Origin of the sequence: Pedobacter roseus, from assembly GCF_014395225.1 — a bacterium.
In the GTDB taxonomy this organism is placed as follows: Bacteria; Bacteroidota; Bacteroidia; order Sphingobacteriales; family Sphingobacteriaceae; genus Pedobacter; species Pedobacter roseus.
Genome location: NZ_CP060723.1, coordinates 4378550 through 4400152 on the forward strand (window position 1 = coordinate 4378550; position 21603 = coordinate 4400152).

Sequence of the window (21603 nt, forward strand, 5' to 3'; positions counted from 1 at the left end):
AAAAATATATAAGATGAAAACGAAACAAACCAGCATATCTTTAATTATTCTGATCATAATTGGATTGTTTACCGCTTGCCAAAAGGATTTTCTGGATAAAAACCCTACAACAGCCATCTCTGCTGAGGCTTTTTGGAAAAGTGATGCCGATGTACAACTGGCACTAACAGGAGTATACAAGCGCTTGCAGAATGGCTTTTTAGGTCACCGTAAATTATGGCTCGACACCTATTCAGATAATGCACTGGACAGGCATTCTTTTTACGGCTTTGGTAACTTAACGCAAGGAATTGTAAACTCAAGTAACGTACCTACGGCATTTTACGACATTCCATACCAGGGAATAGCGGGCTGTAATTACTTTTTAGATAATGTAGATAAGGCACCAACTGCAGAAGCCAGCAAAACAATTTATAAAGCTGAAGTACGCTTTTTAAGGGCCATGTTTTATTTTGAGCTGGAACAGGCATTTGGCGGAGTAATTTTATACAAAAGCGTACCGGCATCAGTTGAAGCGGCAAAAATTAAACAAAGCACAAAAGAAGAGGTTTTAAAGTTTGTACATGATGAACTGGATTTTGCTATCGCTAATCTACCTGATGTAGCCTATAACGGCCATGCGGTAAAGGGAAGCGCCCAGGCCCTGCAGGCCAAAGTTTATCTTACCGAACAAAACTGGCCAAAAGCAGTAGAATTTGCAAACGCCGTAATTACCGGAGGCAAATATCAGATTTATCAGGGAGGCTACTCCAACCTTTTCCTTAGCGCTACCCAGCAAAGTAATCCCGAAATTATATTCTCTACTAAATATCTTTCGCCTAACAACCCACAGGGCAATGAGGGTGTATTAGTAGAAGTGGCCTGGTATGGCTCAATAGCTCCGTACCAAAACCTGGTTGATGAATATGAAATGACCAATGGAAAAATGATTGCTGAAACCGGCTCAGGTTACAATGCTGCAAACCCCTATGCCAACAGGGATCCCCGTTTAAAATTTACCATAAAAGTACCTACAGAGAAATACATCAATCCTGATGGATCGGAATTTAAAGAAACAGATCCCCTTTTAACCACCTACGTACAAAAGAAATACATCGATTTATCAAAACTGCCATTCGACAGGACTAAAATTCCGGTTACTGATCAAAACATCATCCATCTCCGTTATGCCGATGTACTATTGATGTATGCTGAAGCCAAAAATGAAGTAAGCGGTCCGGATTTAACCATATATGATGCTTTAGATGCCATCAGAACAAGAAAAAGTGTCGAAATGCCGCGCGTAGATCAAACCGTTTACAACACCAAAGATAAACTAAGAGATTTTATCCTCCATGAGAGAAGAATTGAACTTGCCCTTGAAGGACAACGTTATTATGATCTTAAAAGAAGAAACCTTACGGATACCAAATTGACGCCACTTAAAAATCCGGCAGGGGTGCCTTTAAAGTTCGGGGAGAAAAATAATGTGTTGCCATTTCCTCAAGGTGAGCTGGATAAAAATAAACAGCTACAGCAAAACCCACTTTATTAATCCAACGGATATGATCAGCACCATAGATATTGCAATCACCATAGCCTATATATTATTTATAGTAACCATAGGACTTTGGACGGGCACAAGAAAGAAAAAAAACCAGGAAACCACCAGTGGAGAATATTTTCTGGCGGGCAAAAGCCTTAAATGGCCAATGATCGGTTTAGCCCTGTTCGCTACCAATATCTCTTGTCTGCATTTGGTCAGTTTGGCACAAAGCGGATTCGATAGCGGTCTTTTAAACGGTAATTTCGAGTGGATGGCGGCTTTTACCCTCATTCTTTTGGCTTTACTGTTTATTCCCTTTTATATCCGCTCGGGTATATCTACCCTACCCGATTTCTTAGAACGCCGTTATAATCGCGCCTGCAGAGATTGGCTCGCGTTTATTTCTATTCTATCAGCCATTATCATCCACATTGCCTTTTCGTTTTTGGCAGGTGGCATTGTACTCGAAACTTTATTCGGCATCAACATGTACACCAGCATTATCGTAATTGCAGCATTAACTGGCTTGTACACCATTATTGGCGGCTTAAAAGCGGTGGTAGTTACCGAAACGATACAGAGTTTGGTTTTAATTACAGGTGCCATTATTATAACCGTATTCGCCTGGAACAAAATAGGTGGCTGGGAACAGATGACAGCTGTACTGCAGAAAGAAAGTGCGATGGATAAAATCAGCATGTTACGGCCAATTGGCGATGCAAGCGGAATGAGCTGGGTGGCAGTGTTTTTGGGTTACCCGATTCTCGGTATCTGGTACTGGTGCGCCGATCAAACCATTGTACAGCGTGTATTGGGTGCCAAAGATGAAAACCATGCCCGCGTTGGTGCACTTTTTTGTGGTTTTATTAAAATTTTACCTGTATTTATTTTCGTATTGCCAGGCCTGTTTGCTTACACCCTGTATAAATCGGGAACAATGGACCTAAGCTCCCTGCAGCATGTTGGGGCCAACGGCGAAAGCGTATTAAATACCAAAGGGATTTACACCTTAATGATTACCCAGCTTTTGCCTAAAGGATTGGTGGGGATATTGGTGGCTGCCCTTTTATCAGGATTAATGAGCCAGATTGCAGGTGCCTTAAACTCTATAGCTACCCTGAGCAGTTATGACCTGTACAAACGCTTTAAACCCGAAACTACCGACAAAAAACTGGTAAGCGTAGGCCGTTGGTCGGCGGGAATTGCCTTAGTGGTTTCAATTGGCTTATTGCCACTGCTAAACAGTTATCAAAGTTTATTTGAAGGGATAAACGATGTAATTGCACACATTGCCCCTCCCATAACCTGCGTATTTTTGCTGGGGGTTTTCTGGAAAAAAGCTTCAGCTAAAGGGGCACAATATACCTTACTGATCGGTTCCATATTGGGTGTTGCGGTATTTATCGTCAATAAGGTATATGGTGCAGAAACCTTCATCGGGCAAATTCCATTTATGATGATGGCATTTTACCTCTTCTGCGCATGTGTAATTACCCAGGTCGTATTTTCATACCTCTACCCAGTAAAACATACGGCACAAAGTGAAGTATTATACTGGAAATCAATCTGGGAACCCTTACAGCGCAAAGGCTGGAGCGGAATAGGCAATTATAAGGTACTATCGGCTGTTTTACTGCTAATCATGGGCGTTTTATATGTCTGTTTTAAATAAAATCTTTAAAAATCATTTTAATTAAAAAATATGAAATTCATAAAGTACACCATCTTATTGTTGCTGAGCCTGAGTATAAGTTTAGCAATAAATGCGCAGACCAAAAGCCCAAAATCGTCAACCATGGGCGATTTTATGGATAAACGTTTTGGCATGTTTATCCATTGGGGGCCGGTAAGTTTGCGCGGTACCGAAATTGGCTGGAGCCGCGGAGACCAGGTTGAAGTAAATGATTACGATAACTTATACAAAGAATTTAACCCTGTTTTATTTGATGCCGATGCCGTTGTAAAAACCGCTAAAGATGCCGGCATGAAATACCTCACCATCACCGCCAGGCACCATGACGGATTTTGCTTATGGCCAACAGCATATACCGATTTCAATATTAAAAATACTCCTTACAAAAAGGACATTGTGGGTGCACTAAACGAAGCCTGCAAAAAGCAGGGCATTAAATTCTGTATTTATTATTCAGTGCTGGATTGGCACCACCCTGATTATCCTATACACTCTCCAAAAAATCAAACAATAGATCCAAAATCGGATATGAACCGGTATTTGTTGTACATGAAAAACCAGTTAAAAGAACTGATCACCAATTACGACCCTTATATGCTCTGGTTTGATGGTCAATGGGAAAAACCCTGGACAGATGAAATGGGTAAAGACCTGTACGCCTACCTCAAAAAACTGAAACCCGATGTAATTACCAATAACCGCCTGGGAAAAGAATTTGCAGCGATGGAAAATAAAAACATCGATGCATCTAAAATGATTGGCGATTACGATACGCCCGAGCAGGTGGTAGGCAAGCTAAACATGACAACACCTTGGGAAAGCTGTTTTACCATTTGTAACCAGTGGGCCTGGAAACCAAATGATAAAATGAAATCGCTAAAGCAATGCCTCGATATTGTTTCTAAAACTGCGGGTGGCAATGGTAATCTGTTATTAAACGTTGGCCCCATGCCTGATGGAAGGATTGAAGCCCGGCAGGCAGACCGCTTAAAAGAAATAGGCGATTGGCTAAAAGTTAACGGCGAAGCCATCTATGGTACATTAGGCGGTCCTTACCAGCCCAATAATGATTATGCAACCACCAGAAAGGGCAATAAAATGTATTTGCACATACTTAATACCAATATAGCTAAATTGAATTTAAAAGCTATCCCTGGCCGAAAAGTAAAGAAAGCATCTCTTTTAAACGGACAGGCGGTTGATGTGGTTCAAAACAGTGATATTTCGATAACACTTCCTGCCAGTCAGGCGGATAAATTAAATTACATCATTGTTTTGGAACTAAACGGAAATGCTGAAGATATCCAGATCATCAAATAAGTCAGATATGAAAAACTTAAAAAACAGGTATGGCTTGATGTTTATGCCATTACTAATCCTTTTAGCCTGCAATACCACTACAAAACCCGAACAATCGGGTTTTGACCAAAAAGATGCGGAACAGAAAGTAAAACGCTACGGTTCAATAACCGGAATAAAACCAGAACAAATTGCGGCTTATAAAAAATTACATGCTGCAGCATGGCCCGGGGTATTAAAAAAAATAACCGAATGCAACATCCATAACTATTCAATCTACCTCAAAGAAATAGAAGGGAAACCCTATTTATTCAGTTATTTCGAATACACCGGAAAAGATTTCGATGCAGATATGAAAAAAATGGCTGCTGATACCACTACCCAACGTTGGTGGAAAGAAACCGCGCCCATGCAAATTCCCCTGCCTGATGCCGCTGCAAAAGGCGAAACCTGGAGTGGCATGGAAGAAGTTTTCCATCAGGATTAAGGCTAGCCAATAATTAATTAAAAAATCATCTCAACTATAATGAAGAAATCACCTCTATTTTTATTTTTTATATTAATTACCTGTACTGCAACAAAAGTTTTGTCTCAGTCAAATCATAAGGATAAAATCTGGTTTACTTCTCCTGCAAACGCCAATACAAAAGACAACCCAAATGGATGGAAAAGTGATCCTGAATGGCTTAAAGCACTGCCCGTTGGCAATGGTTTTTTAGGGGCAATGGTATTTGGTGATGTAAATCAGGAAAGGATCCAGCTTAACGAAAAATCTTTATGGAGCGGTAGTGTAGATGACAACGATAATCCGGATGCAGCAAAATACATCCCTGAAATAAGGAATCTCCTTTTTGAAGGAAAATATAAGGAAGCAGCCGAATTAACCAACAAAACACAGATCTGCATGGGTAAAGGCTCTGGTCAGGGCAGCGGTGCCAATGTTCCCTTTGGCTGTTACCAAACCCTGGGCGATCTGAGAATCGATTTCGGTAGAAAATCCGGTTTTAAAAATTACTACCGCGAACTCGATCTCATTACCGGAATAGCGCTAACAGAATATGAACAAGATGGTGTAAAATATAAACGGGAAGTTTTTTCCAGCTTTCCAGACCGGGCATTGGTGATTAGATTAACAGCGAATCGACCCAATGCATTATCATTTTCATTATCGCTAAACAGATCTGAAAGGTTTAAAACCCTGGCAGAAAAAGATCGCCTGGTAATGAGTGGAAAATTAAATAACGGTAAAGATGGCGATGGCATGCACTATAAAACCTATGCTGTTCCACAGCTTACCGGTGGAACAATAAAGGTAAACGGTAACTCCTTACAGATTGTAAAAGCAACTTCCGTTACCATTATTTTAACAGCGGCTACAAATTATCGTTTGCATTACCCCGATTATACCAATCCAAATTTTGAAAACGAATTGAATGTGGTAACTCAACATGCAACAGCCAAAAATTACAGTTTATTACGGCAAAGGCAGGTAACCGATTTCTCTTCATTTATGAAAAGGTCGGCTTTACAGATAAATAACAGCAACAATAATTTACCCACAAACGAGCTGATGGCTAAAAATGTGCAAAACCATAATGAAGGTGCATTATATGGACTTTATTATCAATACGGCCGTTACCTTTTGTTATCCTCCTCCCGCAAAGGAAGTTTACCTGCCAACTTACAGGGCATCTGGGCCAATCAGATCCAAACGCCCTGGAACGGGGATTACCACACCAATATTAATGTTCAGATGAATTACTGGCCTGCAGAGGTCACCAATCTGTCCGAATGCCAGGAACAATTTGTTGACCTGGTTTCATCGCTCTTAGCACCTGGAAAACGTACTGCGAAAGTACAGTACCAAATGGACGGATGGGTATTACATACCATTACAAATGTTTGGGGTTATACCTCGCCGGGAGAACATCCAAGCTGGGGCATGCATGTTGGTGGTGGTGGCTGGATGTGCGAACATTTATGGGAGCATTATGCTTTTACCCAAGACAAAAATTATTTGGCTCAAGTATTTCCTATCCTTAAAGAAGCCAGTAAGTTTTATTTGAGCTGGTTGGTAAAAGATCCAAAAACAGGCAAACTGGTATCAGGTCCTTCCCCATCACCCGAAAATTCATTCTTAGCCCCCGATGGTGCCAAAGTGCAGATCAGCATGGGCCCTACCCACGATCAGGAACTGATTGATGAACTGTTTAGCAACACTTTAAAAGCAGCTGATATTTTAAAAATAAATGATCCGGGCTTTTTGAAAAAATTAACGGATGCAAAACGAAATTTGGCTTCTCCAAAAATAGGATCAGATGGCCGGCTAATGGAATGGGCAGATGAATTTAAGGAACCGGAAATAGAACATCGCCACCTGGCGCACTTATACGCCCTTTATCCCAGCAACCAGATTACAAAAGATAAAACACCCGAACTTGCAGAGGCGGCAAAAAAATCGTTGGAAGTAAGGGGTGATGGAGGCGTAGGTTGGACTTATGCCTGGAAAATTGCCCTTTGGGCCAGGTTAAATGATGGCGACAGGGCCTTTAAAATATTAAATGCCCAGCTGCGTCCAACTTCAGATACCGATACCAAATACGACCAGGGTGGCGGAAGTTATTATAACCTGTTTGATGCCTGTCCTCCCTTTCAGATTGACGGAAATTTTGGTGTAATTGCAGGGATGGCCGAAATGTTGATGCAAAGCCACGAAGATTTTATTTCCTTATTACCTGCCTTGCCAACATCCTGGAAAGAGGGTTCGGTTAAAGGATTGGTAGCAAGAGGTGGTTTCGTAATCGACATGAACTGGAAAAACCTTCAATTACAATCGGCAACCCTTGTTGCCAAAAAAGGGGGACTATGTACCATCAGTTATCAAGGAAAAAAAGTAATATTACATACCAAAGCTGGTCAGCATTACCAAATTGGCGCTGCAGATTTTAAATAAAAACCGAATTGCATGACACCAATGAAAGGCATAAAAACATTTCTGATAATTCTGTTTATTATTCAATGTACAGGCCTTGCAGCTCAGGAAACGCCTTTAGCCTATTCGGCGGTTGTAGAAAATTTAAGCTCATCCGATTGGCTTGTGAATTTAAATAAACATCCCGCTCAGGTTTATTATACGGCCGATAAAAAAGGAATCATGCTTTATAATGGATTGGTTAAACGTGTTTTTACATTATCGCCGGGTTTAGCCTGTACCGATTTCAAAAATATGAGCAATGGCCAGCAATTAATACGTGCTTTAAAGCCAGAAGCTAAAATCACCATTAACGGAACTGAATATAATGTTGGCGGACTTTACGGACAAAAAGAAAATGCCTACTTTCTTAATCAATGGACAGATCAACTCGATGCGAAAGCCGATTTCATTTACCAATCGTTCAAAATAGATTCCATAAAGCCTTTTCTTAATTGGAAAAACACTACCTGGGCTTCGAACAGGCAACAAGGGAAAGGTAAAATGCTCACCTTTAATTTTAAAAGTAAACAAGCCGCTTTGAAGGGTATCAGCATTAGTGTACATTACGAACTTTATGATCATATCCCGCTAATTATAAAATGGCTGAGCATAGAAAACAAGCGTGAAAAAGCGGTTAAAATAGACCGTGTAATGAATGAAATTTTGGGCGTAGTGGAAGAAGAAAGCGCAGTAGTGGGAACTGAAGCACAAATGAAAAAGCAGCATGGTATTTACATCGAATCTAACTATGCTTTCAACAATTCCATGACTTATGAAATAAGCGACCAAACCACACATTGGAAAAAGGATACCACCTACACTTCGCAGGTTAACTACGATTATAAAACGCCTGCCCTATTGGAAATATATCCAGAAAATGCACCCGGAATTTTGCTAAATCCCAAAGAAACTTTCCAGTCTATCCGCACCCATGAGCTACTGATCGATACTTACGACCGTGAAAGAAAGGGTTTGATGATTAGAAAAATGTACCGTACCATTGCCCCCTGGACCACGCAAAACCCAATCTTTATGCATTTGGTTAGCAAAAACGACGATGAGGTATTAAATGCAATAGAACAATGTGCAAATACAGGTTACGAAGCCTTGATTATGAGTTTTGGCAGCCACTGCAACATGGAAGATACTTCTGCTAAAAACATCAGTCACTGGAAAAAAATAGCAGATCTGGCCCGCAAAAAAGGCATAGCCATTGGTAGTTACTCCCTGTTCAGCTCCCGTCACATTAGCGAAGAAGATGATGTCGTAAATCCGAAAACAGGTAAAATTGGAGGAGCTTTTTTTGGCAATGCTCCTTGTTTTGGCAGTAAATGGGGATTGGCTTATCGCGATAAGATCAAATATTTTTTAACCAAAACTGGTTTTTCCATCTGGGAAAATGATGGCCCCTATCCTGGCGATATCTGTGCATCAACCACACATCCCGGTCACCGCGATAAAGAAGATTCGCAATGGCGGCAAATGGAAATCCAGAAAGAACTTTACCACTGGTGCAACGAAAACGGGATTTATGTAAATGCACCCGATTGGTACCTGCTGGATGGGACAAACAAAGTTTCGATCGGTTACAGAGAAGTTAATTTTTCGCTACCCAGAGATCAGCAGAAAATTTTAAATCGGCAGAATATTTTTGATGGCAACTGGGAAAAAACACCGTCCATGAGCTGGGGTTTTGTTCCCTTAACTAAATACCAGGGCGGTGGCCCGGAAGCCATACTGGAACCCCTATCAGAACACCTTAACGATTATAAACAGCTGATGATGCAATATTATGGCGCGGGTGTACAAGCCTGTTACCGCGGTCCTCGTTTATACGATACCGAAGCAACAAAAGCAACTGTAATCGAAGTCATCAATTGGTACAAAAAATACCGAGGCATTTTAAACAGCGATTTATTTCATTTACGCCGGGCAGATGGCCGGGATTGGGATGGCTGGCTTCATGTAAACCCATCGCTTAAACAAAAGGGGCTCGCCATGATTTTTAACCCTTTAAAAGAAAAAATCACCAGAAAAATCAAAATACCTTTATATTATACGGGTTTAACACAAACCGCATCTGTTCGTGTTAATGACGGGAAACCACAAAAATTAAACCTCAACAGGGCCTACGAAATAGAAATACCTGTTACCCTGAACCCGGAAGAATATAAATGGATTACGATTGAATAATCAGATTATGAAAAAGCTACTATCCCTATTATTGTTTATTACCATTATCAATGATGTGAATGCGCAGATCACCGAACGCCCCCGTCCGGAAAGCTGGAAACAACTGGTAAAAGGTGGTGCTTTCAAAGACCGTTTCTTAGCCATGCCAGATGGAAAATTGAGCAGTGATACCTGGGGAGCAAAAAATGTACTACCAAGATATGTGGATAATGGTATTGAAGACAGACAGCGGTCTTACTGGTGTGGCGATATTATTCAATCAAAAGACAATTTATATCATTTATACGTAGTTGGCTGGAAAGAAAGTGCTCCCAAAGGCCATTTCGAATGGCCCAAATCAATTATTTACCACGCTACAGCTAAAACTTCGTTTGGTCCTTTTGTAATTAAAGATACCATTGGTTATGGCCATAATGTAGATGCTTTTAGGGCAAAGAATGGTAAACTGGTGCTGTATGCCATCGATAAAAATTATGTTGCCGACAATGAAAACGGTCCGTGGACAGCAGGGAAATTCAATTTTGATAAAAGAGACCGACCCATAATAGAAGGACTTTCCAACCTTACTTTTGCACAGAGAACAGATGGCTCTTACCTGATGGTTTGCAGGGGCGGCGGCAGCTGGATCAGCGAATCTGGCCTTTCAACCTATTATCAAATATCGAATAAAACGGCTTATCCGAATATAAAAGGAGAATTTGAAGATCCTGTAATTTGGCGCGATCATATTCAGTATAACCTAATTGTAAACGACTGGCTTGGCCGGATTGCTTACTACCTGCGCTCAAAAGATGGGGTAAACTGGGTTACCGAAGCAGGCGAAGCTTATGTTCCGGGCATTTCTTTCCATCAGGATGGTTTGGTAGAAAGCTGGTTTAAATACGAAAGAATGCGTGTTTTTCAAGATCAATATGGTAGGGCAACACAAGCCAATTTTGCCGTTATTGATGCACAGAAAGAAGAAGATTTTGCCAACGATAACCACAGCTCTAAAAACATTGTAATCCCTTTAAATCCGGGCGTTTTAATTACCATGCTTACCAAAACCCTGCCTGATGCTAAAACCAGAAACATTAAAATAAAGGTTAAAGCCGAAAAGGGTTTTAACCCGCAAACAGATATTGATCTTAAATCGTTGCGTTTTGGCTCATCTGAAGTCGTAAATTTTGGTAAAGGAGCCAAAGTGATCGCTACAGAAAAATCGGGCAACGACCTTGTTTTAACTTTTAGCACAATTGGTCTTGCCTTAACCAAAGATGAATTCGCGCCAAAATTGCTGGGCAAGTACCTATCCGGTAAAATGCTTTTCGGTTATACGCGTGTGCCCTGGGTAAAATACGATGAAGCCATTTTAAGCGCACGGAAACCCGATTTCAAAGTCGGTTCAGCAAAGCTAACAGCAGCAATAAACATAGAAAATTTTGGTTTGAGCACTTCGCAGCCTGGCAGGATAGAACTTTATGCCAACATCAATCAACAGGAAAAATTAATAGCCAAAGGTGATATTCCACCTATAGCTAAATATGCCAATCTGGTTAAAACAATCGCTGCAGCCAATACATTCGAAAAAGGGCAAAATTATGATTTCACCCTGTACATCATTAACGGTACTAACCGATCTATCTTTAACTTTAAAGCCATACCAAACCTGCCCTAAACAATCTAAAACCAATTCATTATTATGCTGTTCTATAATAAATACCTTAACCTAAGATTATGGAAAGCACAAAAGATAATAACGAGAATTTAGGCGATAAAAATGCAGATAATTCGGCAGATAAAACCAATATGCCCGATCAGCTGGTACCCCGTCATCGCAGCAACGATAACGAAAAGAAAAATACGGTAGAAAGTGATGCCGGTAACCTGGGCAGAAATTTTGGAAGAGGCGATTTCGGCTCTGAAGAAGCCAGGGAAGATGCAGAAAAAGGCAATAAAGGCCATGCCGGCAATATGCCGAACAGTACAGAAAAATAAAAGCCCCCGATGTAAAATCGGGAGCTTCTCCTAACAACTAAAAAATAACACCTATGGGGTGTTTTATCCTACCTTAAACGCAGGAGCAACATCATCAAGACAAGTACAAGTTACTTTCAGGTCTTTGATGATTCCTGTTTTCAGGCTATAAACCCAGGCATGTACAGCTAATTCCTGTCCATTTGCCCAGGCACTTTGTACAATCGAGGTATTGGTTACATTTGCAGCGCCCTCAATGGCATTTAATTCAACCAAGCGGTCAAATCGCTGCTCCGGATCTTTAATGGTAGCCATCTCACGTTCGTGGGTACGGTATACATCGCGGATGTTTCTCAACCAGTTATCAATAATACCCACTTGTTTATTGCCCAAAGCAGCTTTAACACCACCGCAACCATAATGGCCGCAAACAATAACGTGTTTAACTTTTAATACATTAATCGAATAATCCAGCACCGAAAGCAGGTTCATATCAGTATGTACCACCACATTGGCAATGTTTCTGTGTACAAAAATGTCACCTGGTCTGGTATTCGTAATCTGGTTGGCCGGTACACGGCTATCTGAACAGCCGATCCATAAAACAGGTGGGCTCTGACCTTCTGATAATTTATCAAAAAAGGCAGGATCATTATCTATTGTATCTTTAACCCAGTCTTTATTACCCTGTAATAAGTTCTCGTAAGTGATATCTTGTGTATCTATTGTTTTTGCGCACATAACTATAATTTATTAATGTCTTCTTCTACTTTTATATTTAATTTTGGTACAGAGTAATGTTTCTGTATGTTTTCTAAAGTTACTATAATGCCTTTTGTATAAGCATTATGTTTGTAATTGTAAATGGTTTCCAATACATCCGGGTCAATATACCTCGCGTTAGAACCATCAATAATCACGTTTGTTTCTTTGGGGATATTCGTTAAAACCACCTGTATCGCTGCTTTATTTAAAAAGGAAACCTCTTCTGCCAGTTTAATCCTGATGTTCTTTTTATCACCTTCGTTCGAGATCCTGTAAAAGAAGGGATTGCGCATATTGGTACGCAATAAATACAAAACCGAAACCAGCATACCAACAGCCACACCTTTTAACAGATCGGTAAATAAAACCGCTACTACTGTAATTACAAACGGAACAAACTGGTCCCAGCCCTTATGGTACATGTGTTTAAACAAGCTGATGCGTGTTAATTTATAACCGGTTACCAATAAAATAGCTGCTAAACATGATAACGGAATCATGTTGATTAAACCCGGAATAAACAACAGCGATAACAACAGCCAGGTGCCATGAAAAATGGCCGACATTTTGGTCCTGCCGCCTGCATTAACGTTGGCCGAGCTACGTACAATTACCGATGTCATCGGTAAACCGCCAACCATGCCGCTGGTAATGTTACCTATACCCTGTGCAATTAATTCCCTGTTTGTAGGTGTTACACGTTTAATCGGATCAATTTTATCTACCGCCTCAATACTCAGCAAAGTTTCTAAACTGGCCACAATAGCAATGGTTAAAGCTACGATGTAAACATTTTTGTTGGCCAGTTGCGAAAAATCAGGTAGGGTAAATAAACCCACAAATTCACCAAAACCGCCTACCACCGGGATTTTCACCATCTGATCGGCGCGTAAAGGATGATCAGTACCGGCAAACAAAAGCGTTCCTAAAACCCCTAAAGTTACCACCAATAAGGGTGCAGGCACCACGGCCAGTTTCGGAAATTTAGGCCATATAATCAAAATCGCTATCGATAACAAGCTGATGACCACTGCTGCCAAACTAAAATGGCTCAGGGCTGCTGTAATCGCAGAAAAAGTATTTTCGTGATCTTGTTGAAAGAATCCTTCATCACCCGTAAAATCCGTATCAACGCCCAGCGCATGCGGTAACTGTTTTAAAATCAAAATCAGTCCGATGGCGGCAAGCATCCCTTCAATTACGCTTGATGGAAAGTAATTACCAATCGTTCCGGCTTTAACCAGGCCCAAAATCAATTGGAAAACCCCGGCCAGTACAACGGCAAGTAAAAAGGTTGGATAACTGCCCAAAGAGGTAATGGCACCCAGCACAATAACGGTTAAACCCGCCGCCGGACCACTCACACTAAGCTGCGAACCACTAAAGGAAGCAACCACTATTCCTCCTATAATGCCGGTAATTAAACCGGCAAACAATGGCGCACCCGAGGCCAGTGCAATACCCAAACACAATGGCAATGCCACTAAAAACACTACAATACTTGCAGGTAAATCTTTCTTTAAATTCTTTTTAAGAATATATTTCTTCACATCCGAACCTGAAAAGGCCGGGTTAAACTTTTGCATAACGATATAATTAGCTGGTAAATTTTTAACGAATAAATCGTGAGGGGATATTAAATGCGCACAGTAGAGAACAGCACAACACCATGTAAAATGCTTAAACACGGCAATGTTCAATTCAATAAAAAAGGCACAGATAATTTACCCCAAATAATAAAAACTAAATAAAGTTAGGCGGCGGTGTTGGTACCGTAGGGTGATATGGATCTACATATCTTTTGAAATGTTCGATAAAACTGCTCTTCAGTACAAAATGGCTTGAAGAGAACTCGTAAGAAAAGATAGGATGATTAAGTTCTACGAGTTTAAAATCGGTAAATTTTGCGGTGTCTTTGGCGGTATCCTTCCCGCCGTCATGCTCTAACTCAATCTGCATGATTACCGCATTCATGATTTCCTTATCAATACTCGTACAAAAAACCGGCGCACCAGATATACCCATCTTCGCCATGAAGATGAACATGAATGCAGTAACGATTATATACTTGTATTTCCTTAAAAACATCTGCTGATTCTAATGTCGTTTTAATACTAACGTTTACAAAAATAAACGGATAATTGGTTTTTCAATACTTTAGGCTGTAAAAAAAATGTAATTTAAGTAAAATACAGGCAGGCATGATGCAAAAACAGGGTCATTTATAGGTCTTGGAAACGGTTGGTTCCATTAATATTGGTCAGTTCAGTCCTGCCATCCGCTAAATCTTTTTGGCCAAATTGGCTATAAATTCAAAATCAACAAAGGCCAAAAAGGATACCACTGCTGTCAGGTTTATAAACAAAGAGAGTGGAAAGAAATTTTTATTGATTTGCTTTCGCATTCTTCAAACCTCAAAGGTTTTTACAACATCAAGATTTTACTTAGTTGTTCTTAAATGGCTAGGGTGGTCATTTTTTTTTGGAAATGAAGGGTTCGGTTTCTATGGCGGCTTCAGTCCCGCTATTGCTTTACTCCGTTGCACTTCGTGTTCACTCCTATCGGGTTTATTTAACAAGGCAGGCGGCACGATTGCAGTGTTCGAACCATAAGCCCTACAATCTAACCCCGACAGCAGCGATTCCGATCCTTCATCGGAAGTAGCGAATGGCGGGACTGCTGTTTCCGAAAAGTAAAGAAGCCTTCATTTCCCAATTATTTTCAACCATGTGAGACATTTAAGTATACATAAGTGCTTTTCCAAACCTACTCCTACTATGGTTATTATAAATAACATCAAACTAGCCTTGCATTACCGCTGGTAATTTTTAATTTTAAAACTTAAATAAAAATTCAGTTATCACCCCAACTGCGTTTTAAAAAATAATTTATGAGTGATATTAAGCTATTTGAAGAAAAACAGGTTAGAAGCCACTGGGATGATGTAGAAGGACAATGGTATTTTTCAATTATTGATGTAATTGAAGTTCTAACAACTTCAGATCGTCCTAGAAAATATTGGGCCGATTTAAAGTCTAAACTTAAAAAAGAAGGAAGTGAACTGTCCGATCAAATCGGACAGTTGAAAATGAAAGCTTCAGATGGAAAATCAAGAGCTACTGATGTTGCCAATACTCCCCAACTCCTACGGATTATTCAATCCATACCAAGTCCAAAAGCAGAGCCTTTTAAACAATGGCTTGCAAAGGTTGGTTATGAGCGGATACAAGAAATAACTAATCCTGAACAAAGTTTAAATAGAGCAAGGGAAAACTGGCAAAAACTAGGTCGCAGCGAAAAGTGGATCCAGCAACGAATGACCGGGCAAGAAACCCGAAATAAACTTACCGATTATTGGAAAGATAATGGGGTTACCAAAAATATTGAATTTGCACTTTTAACAAATATTATTCATCAAGAATGGACAGGATTAACCGTTCAAAATCACAAAAACTTAAAAGGCCTAAAATCCCAAAATCTCCGTGATCACATGAGTGAAGCGGAATTAATTTTTACAGCACTCGCCGAATTATCTACTAGACAAATTGCAGAGACAGAAGAATCAATGGGATTAAAAGAAAATGCTAATTCAAGTAAAAAGGGAGGTGCTATAGCAAAGAATGCAAGAATTGCTTTAGAAAGCAAAACGGGAAAAAGTGTTATTACAGGAGAAAATTTTTTACCTACACCAAAAGAAAACAAGAAATTGAAATAGTTCGCAATGGATAAAAAAATAGCATTACTTAAAGATAAAATCAACCAGGCCAATCTTGGCGGCGGACAGGCCCGTATCGACAGTCAGCATAAAAAAGGTAAACTCACTGCCCGCGAGCGCATCCACTTTTTAATGGATGAAGGTAGTTTCGAAGAAATCGGCATGATGGTTACCCACCGCAGCACCGACTTCGGTATGGAACGCGAAAAATACCTTGGCGATGGTGTGGTAACCGGTTACGGAACCATTAACGGGCGCTTAACCTATGTTTTCTCTCAGGATTTTACAGTATTTGGTGGCTCGCTATCCGAAACCCATGCCGAAAAAATCTGCAAGCTGATGGATATGGCCATGAAAAATGGTGCACCATTAATTGGCTTAAATGATAGCGGCGGTGCACGTATTCAGGAAGGCGTAGTATCATTAGGTGGTTATGCCGATATCTTTTACAAAAACGTCCAGGCATCAGGTGTTATTCCGCAGCTCTCGGCCATTATGGGCCCTTGTGCTGGCGGGGCGGTGTATTCGCCTGCCATTACCGATTTTATCCTGATGGTAGAAAATACCTCTTATATGTTTGTTACCGGCCCTAATGTGGTTAAAACCGTAACACACGAAGAAGTAACTTCAGAAGAACTGGGCGGTGCCAGTACACATGCTACAAAATCGGGTGTTACCCATTTTGCCTGCGCCAACGAAATTGATGCGATTACCCATGTAAAGAAATTATTGAGTTACATGCCTCAAAACTGTGAGGAAATTGCAGATCATTTACCATACGAAGCTACCGACGAAAGCCGGCCGGAACTGAATACTTTTATGCCCGAAAATGCTTCGCAGCCTTACGATATCCGAGAGGTAATTAGCGCTGTTGCCGATACCGATAGCTTTTTAGAAGTACATGCCGCTTATGCAGAAAATATTGTGGTGGGTTTTGCCCGTTTAGCAGGGAGAAGCATCGGCATTGTGGCCAATCAGCCTGCCTACTTAGCGGGTGTTTTAGATAGTAATTCTTCAAGCAAAGCCGCTCGTTTTGTCCGTTTTTGCGATTGTTTTAACATCCCTTTACTGGTATTTGAAGATGTTCCGGGCTTTTTACCGGGTACCGATCAGGAGTGGAACGGCATTATCACCAATGGGGCAAAATTATTATACGCCTTTAGCGAAGCTACAGTGCCGCGCATTACGGTGATTACCCGGAAAGCCTACGGTGGTGCTTATGATGTAATGAACAGCAAACACATTGGCGCCGATATGAATTATGCCTGGCCAAGTGCCGAAATTGCCGTAATGGGTGCCAAAGGTGCCGCAGAAATCATTTTTAAGAGAGAGATCACCTCAGCAGAAAAACCAGAAGAAAAATGGCTGGAAAAAGAAAAACTCTATTCTGATATTTTCGCTAACCCTTACCGTGCGGCAGAACGCGGTTTTGTTGACGAAGTAATAGAACCCGCCCAAACCCGTATCAAGTTGATAAAAGCTTTTAAGATGTTAGAAAATAAGGTGGTGAATAACCCCAAAAAGAAACATGGAAATATACCTTTGTAAGGATGGAAGATGGATGAGGTAAGATGGATAATGGACTAATTTCCCATCACTCATTTTACATCTTACATATTACATTAGTATGGATAATGGACTAATTTCCCATTACCCATTTTACATTATACATCTTACATTAGTATGGATAATGAACTAATTTCCCATCACCCATTTTACATCATACATCTTACATATTAACCCCATTTTACACATTTACATCTTACATATTAACCCCATTTTACACATTTACATCTTACATCAAGTTACATGTTAAAACGAGCGGATATTCTTCTCATGGCTTTTTGCACCGGCCTCATTGTTGCAAACATTTATTACTGCCAGCCTCTGGTGATCTTGATTGCTAAAGATTTTAACCTTACTGAAACCGACGCTGGAAAAATTACCTACCTCACGCAGATTGGTTATGCCCTGGGGCTTTTCCTTTTGGTTCCGCTGGGCGATATGTTCGAACGCAAAAAGCAGATTCTCATCATTACCGGCCTGGCCATTTTTGCTTTGCTGGTTGCTGCACTGTCACATACCTTTTTTATATTGGAAGTGGCCTCTATTCTGATCGGAACCTGTTCTATCGTTCCTCAACTTATCCTCCCATTGGCTGCTAATTTAAGCACCGACGAAAACCGTGGCGCAAACATTGGCATGATTATGAGTGGTTTACTAGTGGGTATTCTGGCCTCGCGTGCAGTTAGCGGAAGCATTGGTTTTTGGCTAGGCTGGAGAGCAGTTTATTATATCGCAGCCGCAATTTGCGGATTACTGATCTTTTTAATGGCTAAACGTTTTCCACAAAGTTACCCTGCCTTTAAAGGAACTTATAAAGAGCTGATGCGATCGATGTTTGGCTACATTAAAACCCAGCCTGCTTTAAGAGAGACTTCCATCATCAACTTTTTGGCCTTTGCCATTATCAGCGCATTCTGGACCACCATGGTGTTATTCCTCGCCAACCCGCCATTTAGTTTCCAGACTTTACAGATCGGTTTATTCGGCATTGCAGGTGCTGCGGGTGCATTAGCAGCACCTTTGGTTGGAAAACTGAGCGATGGCAACAATCCACGTAAAAACTTAATGATCGGTTTTATCCTGCAGATCATTAGCATTGCCTTATTCTATTTTACCGGCAACAACCTGTACCTGTTTGTAATTGGCATTATACTAATCGACATCGGTCAGCAAGCTATACATGTAACCAACCAAACCCGTATTTATACGCTTATACCTGAAGCAAGAAACAGGTTAAATACCATTTTTATGTCGGTAAGTTTTATCGGTGCCAGCTGCGGTTCAGCTTTAGGCCTCTGGTTATGGGGGCAGGGCGGCTGGGCATTGTTCTGCTATGGTATGACGGGCATTATTATCCTCAATATTTTAATTTATCAGTTCCACGGAAGGAAAAAAGTAACTAACCAATAAAATTTATGAAATCTAAAAACGCAATCAAAACATTTTCAATGCTGTTTATTTGCCTGGCCATTTTTGGCAGCGCTAAAGCGCAGGACAGTACAAAAGTAGAACAGCCAACAGAAGTAAAATCATTAAATAAACTAAAGTTGAGCCTGATCGGACTTAGTTACGAAAGGGAACAGTGTGTTGGTAAAACAACGACTATTTATGGAGCTGCCGGCCTTATTGGCAGCTTTATATACCAAACTACAATAACATTCGATAACAATTATAACCTTCTTGCTAATACCGACACAGATTTTAAAATTTACCCTTCTTTAAATGCAGGATTCAGGCATTATTATAATTTCGAAAAAAGGGTAAAAAAAGGTAAAAAAACTATCAATAATGCTGCAGGTTATGTAGGTTTGGATTTTCTTGCCATCTTTCCTCCGAAAACAGGCATCAGTAACCAATACAATATTATGCCACAGTGGGGGTTTCAGGCAGCTGCAAGCAAATGGATAAATTTCGAATTAGCGCTAGGCCCTGCAATAGTGATCGCGCAATCAAAAACATATTTCGACATCGGTGCGAAAATCGGTTTTAACTTTTTATTATAAGCATGGTTCAGATTGAACAAATATTCCCTTCTTTAACCTGGCGGATCAGGCACGAAACCATGTACCCCGACGAGCCTTTTGATATTGTAAAACTGAAAGACGATTTTGATGGCATCCATTTTGGTTTGTACCTCGATCATAAATTAACCGGCGTAGTTTCACTCTTTCATGAGGGTGATGTTTATCAGTTCAGAAAACTGGCTGTTCTCCCTTCGGCACAAAAAGCAGGTTTAGGCTCGCAGCTGATAGAGTATATACTCGATTTTTGTAAAATTCAAAAAGCAACAAAACTATGGTGCAATGCCCGTGTAAATGCTAAAGAATTTTATTTTAAATTTGGCTTCCACGAAACCGATAAAATCTTTTTTAAAGATGGAATCGATTTTGTGGTCATGGAAAAAGAATTATCAAGTTAAGTTAAAAATGAGTATGAGGTGTCAGATCTCAATACTCCCATCTTATATCTATTAAAAATGGCTAAGAAAAAAGACGACGAAAAAAAGAAACACACCCCGGTAGTAACTAAAAAATCGCTACAGTTTCTTGAAGAATACATTAACAACCCTGCTCCTACCGGTTACGAGTGGGAAGGACAAAAACTTTGGTTAAATTATTTAAAACCCTATATCGACGAACATTTTATCGATAATTATGGTACTGCTGTTGGTGTGATTAACCCAAAAGCAAATTTTAAAGTGGTTATTGAGGCCCACGCAGATGAGATCTCGTGGTATGTAAACTACATCACCAGCGATGGTTTAATTTACGTGATCCGCAATGGTGGTTCAGACCATCAGATTGCACCTTCGAAACGTGTAAACATCCATACTGAAAAAGGATTGGTTAAAGCCGTATTTGGCTGGCCGGCTATCCATACCCGTCATGGCGAAAAAGAACAGGCTCCTGAGTTAAAAAATATCTTTTTAGATTGCGGTTGCACCTCAAAAGAAGAAGTAGAAAAACTGGGCATCCATGTTGGCTGCGTAATTACCTACGAAGATGAGTTTATGGTTTTAAACGACCGTTATTATGTTGGCCGCGCATTAGATAACCGCGTAGGTGGTTTTATGATTGCCGAAGTAGCCCGTTTATTAAAAGAAAACAAGAAAAAACTTCCATTCGGTTTGTACATTGTAAACTCGGTACAGGAAGAAATCGGTTTACGTGGTGCAGAAATGATTGCACAACGCATTAAACCAAATGTGGCTATCATTACCGACGTAACGCACGATACCACTACCCCAATGATTAATAAAAACATTCAGGGTGATTTAGCTGCGGGCAAAGGTCCGGTGGTTTCTTACGCACCTGCTGTACAAACCAATCTGAACAAATTATTGATCAAAACTGCTGAGAAAAACAATATTCCGTTCCAGCGCCAGGCTTCATCACGTTCTACCGGAACGGATACCGATGCTTTTGCTTATTCGAACGGTGGTGTACCATCGGCATTAATTTCTTTGCCGTTACGCTATATGCACACTACGGTAGAAATGGTACACAAAGAAGATGTTGATAATGTGATCAGCCTGATTTATGAAAGCTTACTGAACATTACTGATGGGCAGGATTTCAGGGAATTTAAATAATGGAAAAAGTAAATCATCAAAAAATTATCATCAGAACTTTGCTCAAGTTTTTGCTGATCGTTTTTATCATTTTTACGATAAACTCCTGGCCTAGTATTAAGCAAAGTCTGAATGGCAATGTTCCGCCTTTTGATTATTGGCTCGATCATAGTTTCAAGATCAGCAATATTATCCTCATTTTGGGGTTTACTGCTTATTTCTATTATAAAGATTTAACCGATCAAAGAGAATTGATCGAAAAAGGAAATAGACAAGATTAAATTCAAAAGAAGTCAAGTTTTTAAATGGCCAATGTGGACTGCCCCCAGAAGTTTGGACAAAAATA

18 protein-coding genes are annotated in these 21603 nt (G+C 40.3%); 15 read left to right on the top strand and 3 right to left on the bottom strand.

Annotated features, from left to right (window positions below; translation table 11 throughout):
- The first annotated feature begins 13 nt into the window (after positions 1 to 13).
- The 8 genes from H9L23_RS17895 to H9L23_RS17930 are packed head-to-tail and all read left to right on the top strand — an operon-like array spanning position 14 to position 11661.
- Positions 14 to 1534 carry a RagB/SusD family nutrient uptake outer membrane protein gene (locus H9L23_RS17895; RefSeq protein WP_187591656.1) on the top strand — a complete coding sequence of 507 codons (1521 nt, stop codon included), beginning with the start codon at positions 14 to 16 and terminating at the stop codon, positions 1532 to 1534.
- 10 nt (positions 1535 to 1544) lie between these two features.
- Complete coding sequence (locus tag H9L23_RS17900; RefSeq protein WP_187591657.1) at positions 1545 to 3197, top strand: sodium:solute symporter; 1653 nt, start codon at positions 1545 to 1547, stop codon at positions 3195 to 3197.
- A 30-nt stretch (positions 3198 to 3227) separates the two neighbouring features.
- The gene (locus H9L23_RS17905; protein WP_187591658.1) at positions 3228 to 4538 is read left to right on the top strand and encodes an alpha-L-fucosidase; all 1311 of its coding nucleotides are present in this window, start codon (positions 3228 to 3230) and stop codon (positions 4536 to 4538) included.
- 7 nt (positions 4539 to 4545) lie between these two features.
- Positions 4546 to 5004 (top strand): L-rhamnose mutarotase, encoded by a 459-nt coding sequence (locus tag H9L23_RS17910; protein WP_223190996.1) that lies wholly within the window; start codon positions 4546 to 4548, stop codon positions 5002 to 5004.
- 39 nt (positions 5005 to 5043) lie between these two features.
- Positions 5044 to 7470 (top strand): glycoside hydrolase family 95 protein, encoded by a 2427-nt coding sequence (locus H9L23_RS17915; RefSeq protein ID WP_187591659.1) that lies wholly within the window; start codon positions 5044 to 5046, stop codon positions 7468 to 7470.
- 12 nt (positions 7471 to 7482) lie between these two features.
- Positions 7483 to 9684 (top strand): alpha-galactosidase, encoded by a 2202-nt coding sequence (locus H9L23_RS17920; RefSeq protein WP_223190997.1) that lies wholly within the window; start codon positions 7483 to 7485, stop codon positions 9682 to 9684.
- 7 nt (positions 9685 to 9691) lie between these two features.
- Positions 9692 to 11341, top strand: a complete 1650-nt coding sequence (locus tag H9L23_RS17925) for a glycoside hydrolase family protein (protein ID WP_187591660.1) — start codon at positions 9692 to 9694, stop codon at positions 11339 to 11341.
- Positions 11342 to 11400: 59 nt separating this feature from the next.
- Positions 11401 to 11661: a hypothetical protein gene (locus tag H9L23_RS17930; protein ID WP_187591661.1), complete on the top strand. Its 261-nt coding sequence runs from the start codon at positions 11401 to 11403 to the stop codon at positions 11659 to 11661.
- A gap of 63 nt (positions 11662 to 11724) precedes the next feature.
- On the opposite strand, the gene can is transcribed toward H9L23_RS17930, so the two are convergent.
- From can to H9L23_RS17945, 3 genes are all read right to left on the bottom strand, one after another.
- Positions 11725 to 12381, bottom strand: coding sequence for a carbonate dehydratase (can, locus tag H9L23_RS17935; RefSeq protein WP_187591662.1), 657 nt, complete (start codon positions 12379 to 12381; stop codon positions 11725 to 11727).
- Between the two features lie 2 nt (positions 12382 to 12383).
- Entirely contained in the window at positions 12384 to 13991 is a 1608-nt protein-coding gene (locus tag H9L23_RS17940) for a SulP family inorganic anion transporter (protein ID WP_187591663.1), read from the bottom strand.
- A gap of 157 nt (positions 13992 to 14148) precedes the next feature.
- Positions 14149 to 14451 carry a hypothetical protein gene (locus tag H9L23_RS17945; protein ID WP_240183081.1) on the bottom strand — a complete coding sequence of 101 codons (303 nt, stop codon included), beginning with the start codon at positions 14449 to 14451 and terminating at the stop codon, positions 14149 to 14151.
- An 844-nt stretch (positions 14452 to 15295) separates the two neighbouring features.
- Here H9L23_RS17945 and H9L23_RS17950 point away from each other — a divergent pair.
- From H9L23_RS17950 to H9L23_RS17980, 7 genes are all read left to right on the top strand, one after another.
- Positions 15296 to 16120: a BRO-N domain-containing protein gene (locus tag H9L23_RS17950; RefSeq protein WP_187591664.1), complete on the top strand. Its 825-nt coding sequence runs from the start codon at positions 15296 to 15298 to the stop codon at positions 16118 to 16120.
- Positions 16121 to 16126: 6 nt separating this feature from the next.
- Complete coding sequence (locus H9L23_RS17955) at positions 16127 to 17668, top strand: acyl-CoA carboxylase subunit beta (RefSeq protein ID WP_187591665.1); 1542 nt, start codon at positions 16127 to 16129, stop codon at positions 17666 to 17668.
- Positions 17669 to 17929: 261 nt separating this feature from the next.
- Positions 17930 to 19096: an MFS transporter gene (locus tag H9L23_RS17960; protein WP_246474730.1), complete on the top strand. Its 1167-nt coding sequence runs from the start codon at positions 17930 to 17932 to the stop codon at positions 19094 to 19096.
- Between the two features lie 5 nt (positions 19097 to 19101).
- Positions 19102 to 19689 (top strand): hypothetical protein, encoded by a 588-nt coding sequence (locus tag H9L23_RS17965; RefSeq protein WP_187591666.1) that lies wholly within the window; start codon positions 19102 to 19104, stop codon positions 19687 to 19689.
- Between the two features lie 2 nt (positions 19690 to 19691).
- Complete coding sequence (locus H9L23_RS17970) at positions 19692 to 20105, top strand: GNAT family N-acetyltransferase (RefSeq protein WP_246474731.1); 414 nt, start codon at positions 19692 to 19694, stop codon at positions 20103 to 20105.
- A 57-nt stretch (positions 20106 to 20162) separates the two neighbouring features.
- Positions 20163 to 21278 (top strand): M42 family metallopeptidase, encoded by a 1116-nt coding sequence (locus H9L23_RS17975; RefSeq protein ID WP_187591667.1) that lies wholly within the window; start codon positions 20163 to 20165, stop codon positions 21276 to 21278.
- Entirely contained in the window at positions 21278 to 21538 is a 261-nt protein-coding gene (locus H9L23_RS17980) for a hypothetical protein (RefSeq protein ID WP_187591668.1), read from the top strand. Before H9L23_RS17975 ends, H9L23_RS17980 begins: the two co-directional genes overlap by 1 nt.
- Positions 21539 to 21603 lie beyond the last annotated feature (65 nt).

Bases quoted from the DNA above. Each gene is read 5' to 3' on its own strand.
- H9L23_RS17900 (WP_187591657.1), top strand. From the start codon at position 1,545: ATGATCAGCACCATAGATATTGCAATCACCATAGCCTATATATTATTT.
- H9L23_RS17950 (WP_187591664.1), top strand. From the start codon at position 15,296: ATGAGTGATATTAAGCTATTTGAAGAAAAACAGGTTAGAAGCCACTGG.
- H9L23_RS17895 (WP_187591656.1), top strand. From the start codon at position 14: ATGAAAACGAAACAAACCAGCATATCTTTAATTATTCTGATCATAATT.
- H9L23_RS17930 (WP_187591661.1), top strand. From the start codon at position 11,401: ATGGAAAGCACAAAAGATAATAACGAGAATTTAGGCGATAAAAATGCA.
- H9L23_RS17940 (WP_187591663.1), bottom strand. From the start codon at position 13,991: ATGCAAAAGTTTAACCCGGCCTTTTCAGGTTCGGATGTGAAGAAATAT.
- H9L23_RS17920 (WP_223190997.1), top strand. From the start codon at position 7,483: ATGACACCAATGAAAGGCATAAAAACATTTCTGATAATTCTGTTTATT.
- can (WP_187591662.1), bottom strand. From the start codon at position 12,381: ATGTGCGCAAAAACAATAGATACACAAGATATCACTTACGAGAACTTA.
- H9L23_RS17915 (WP_187591659.1), top strand. From the start codon at position 5,044: ATGAAGAAATCACCTCTATTTTTATTTTTTATATTAATTACCTGTACT.
- H9L23_RS17975 (WP_187591667.1), top strand. From the start codon at position 20,163: ATGGCTAAGAAAAAAGACGACGAAAAAAAGAAACACACCCCGGTAGTA.
- H9L23_RS17945 (WP_240183081.1), bottom strand. From the start codon at position 14,451: ATGTTCATCTTCATGGCGAAGATGGGTATATCTGGTGCGCCGGTTTTT.
- H9L23_RS17925 (WP_187591660.1), top strand. From the start codon at position 9,692: ATGAAAAAGCTACTATCCCTATTATTGTTTATTACCATTATCAATGAT.
- H9L23_RS17965 (WP_187591666.1), top strand. From the start codon at position 19,102: ATGAAATCTAAAAACGCAATCAAAACATTTTCAATGCTGTTTATTTGC.
- H9L23_RS17960 (WP_246474730.1), top strand. From the start codon at position 17,930: ATGTTAAAACGAGCGGATATTCTTCTCATGGCTTTTTGCACCGGCCTC.
- H9L23_RS17970 (WP_246474731.1), top strand. From the start codon at position 19,692: ATGGTTCAGATTGAACAAATATTCCCTTCTTTAACCTGGCGGATCAGG.
- H9L23_RS17980 (WP_187591668.1), top strand. From the start codon at position 21,278: ATGGAAAAAGTAAATCATCAAAAAATTATCATCAGAACTTTGCTCAAG.
- H9L23_RS17905 (WP_187591658.1), top strand. From the start codon at position 3,228: ATGAAATTCATAAAGTACACCATCTTATTGTTGCTGAGCCTGAGTATA.
- H9L23_RS17910 (WP_223190996.1), top strand. From the start codon at position 4,546: ATGAAAAACTTAAAAAACAGGTATGGCTTGATGTTTATGCCATTACTA.
- H9L23_RS17955 (WP_187591665.1), top strand. From the start codon at position 16,127: ATGGATAAAAAAATAGCATTACTTAAAGATAAAATCAACCAGGCCAAT.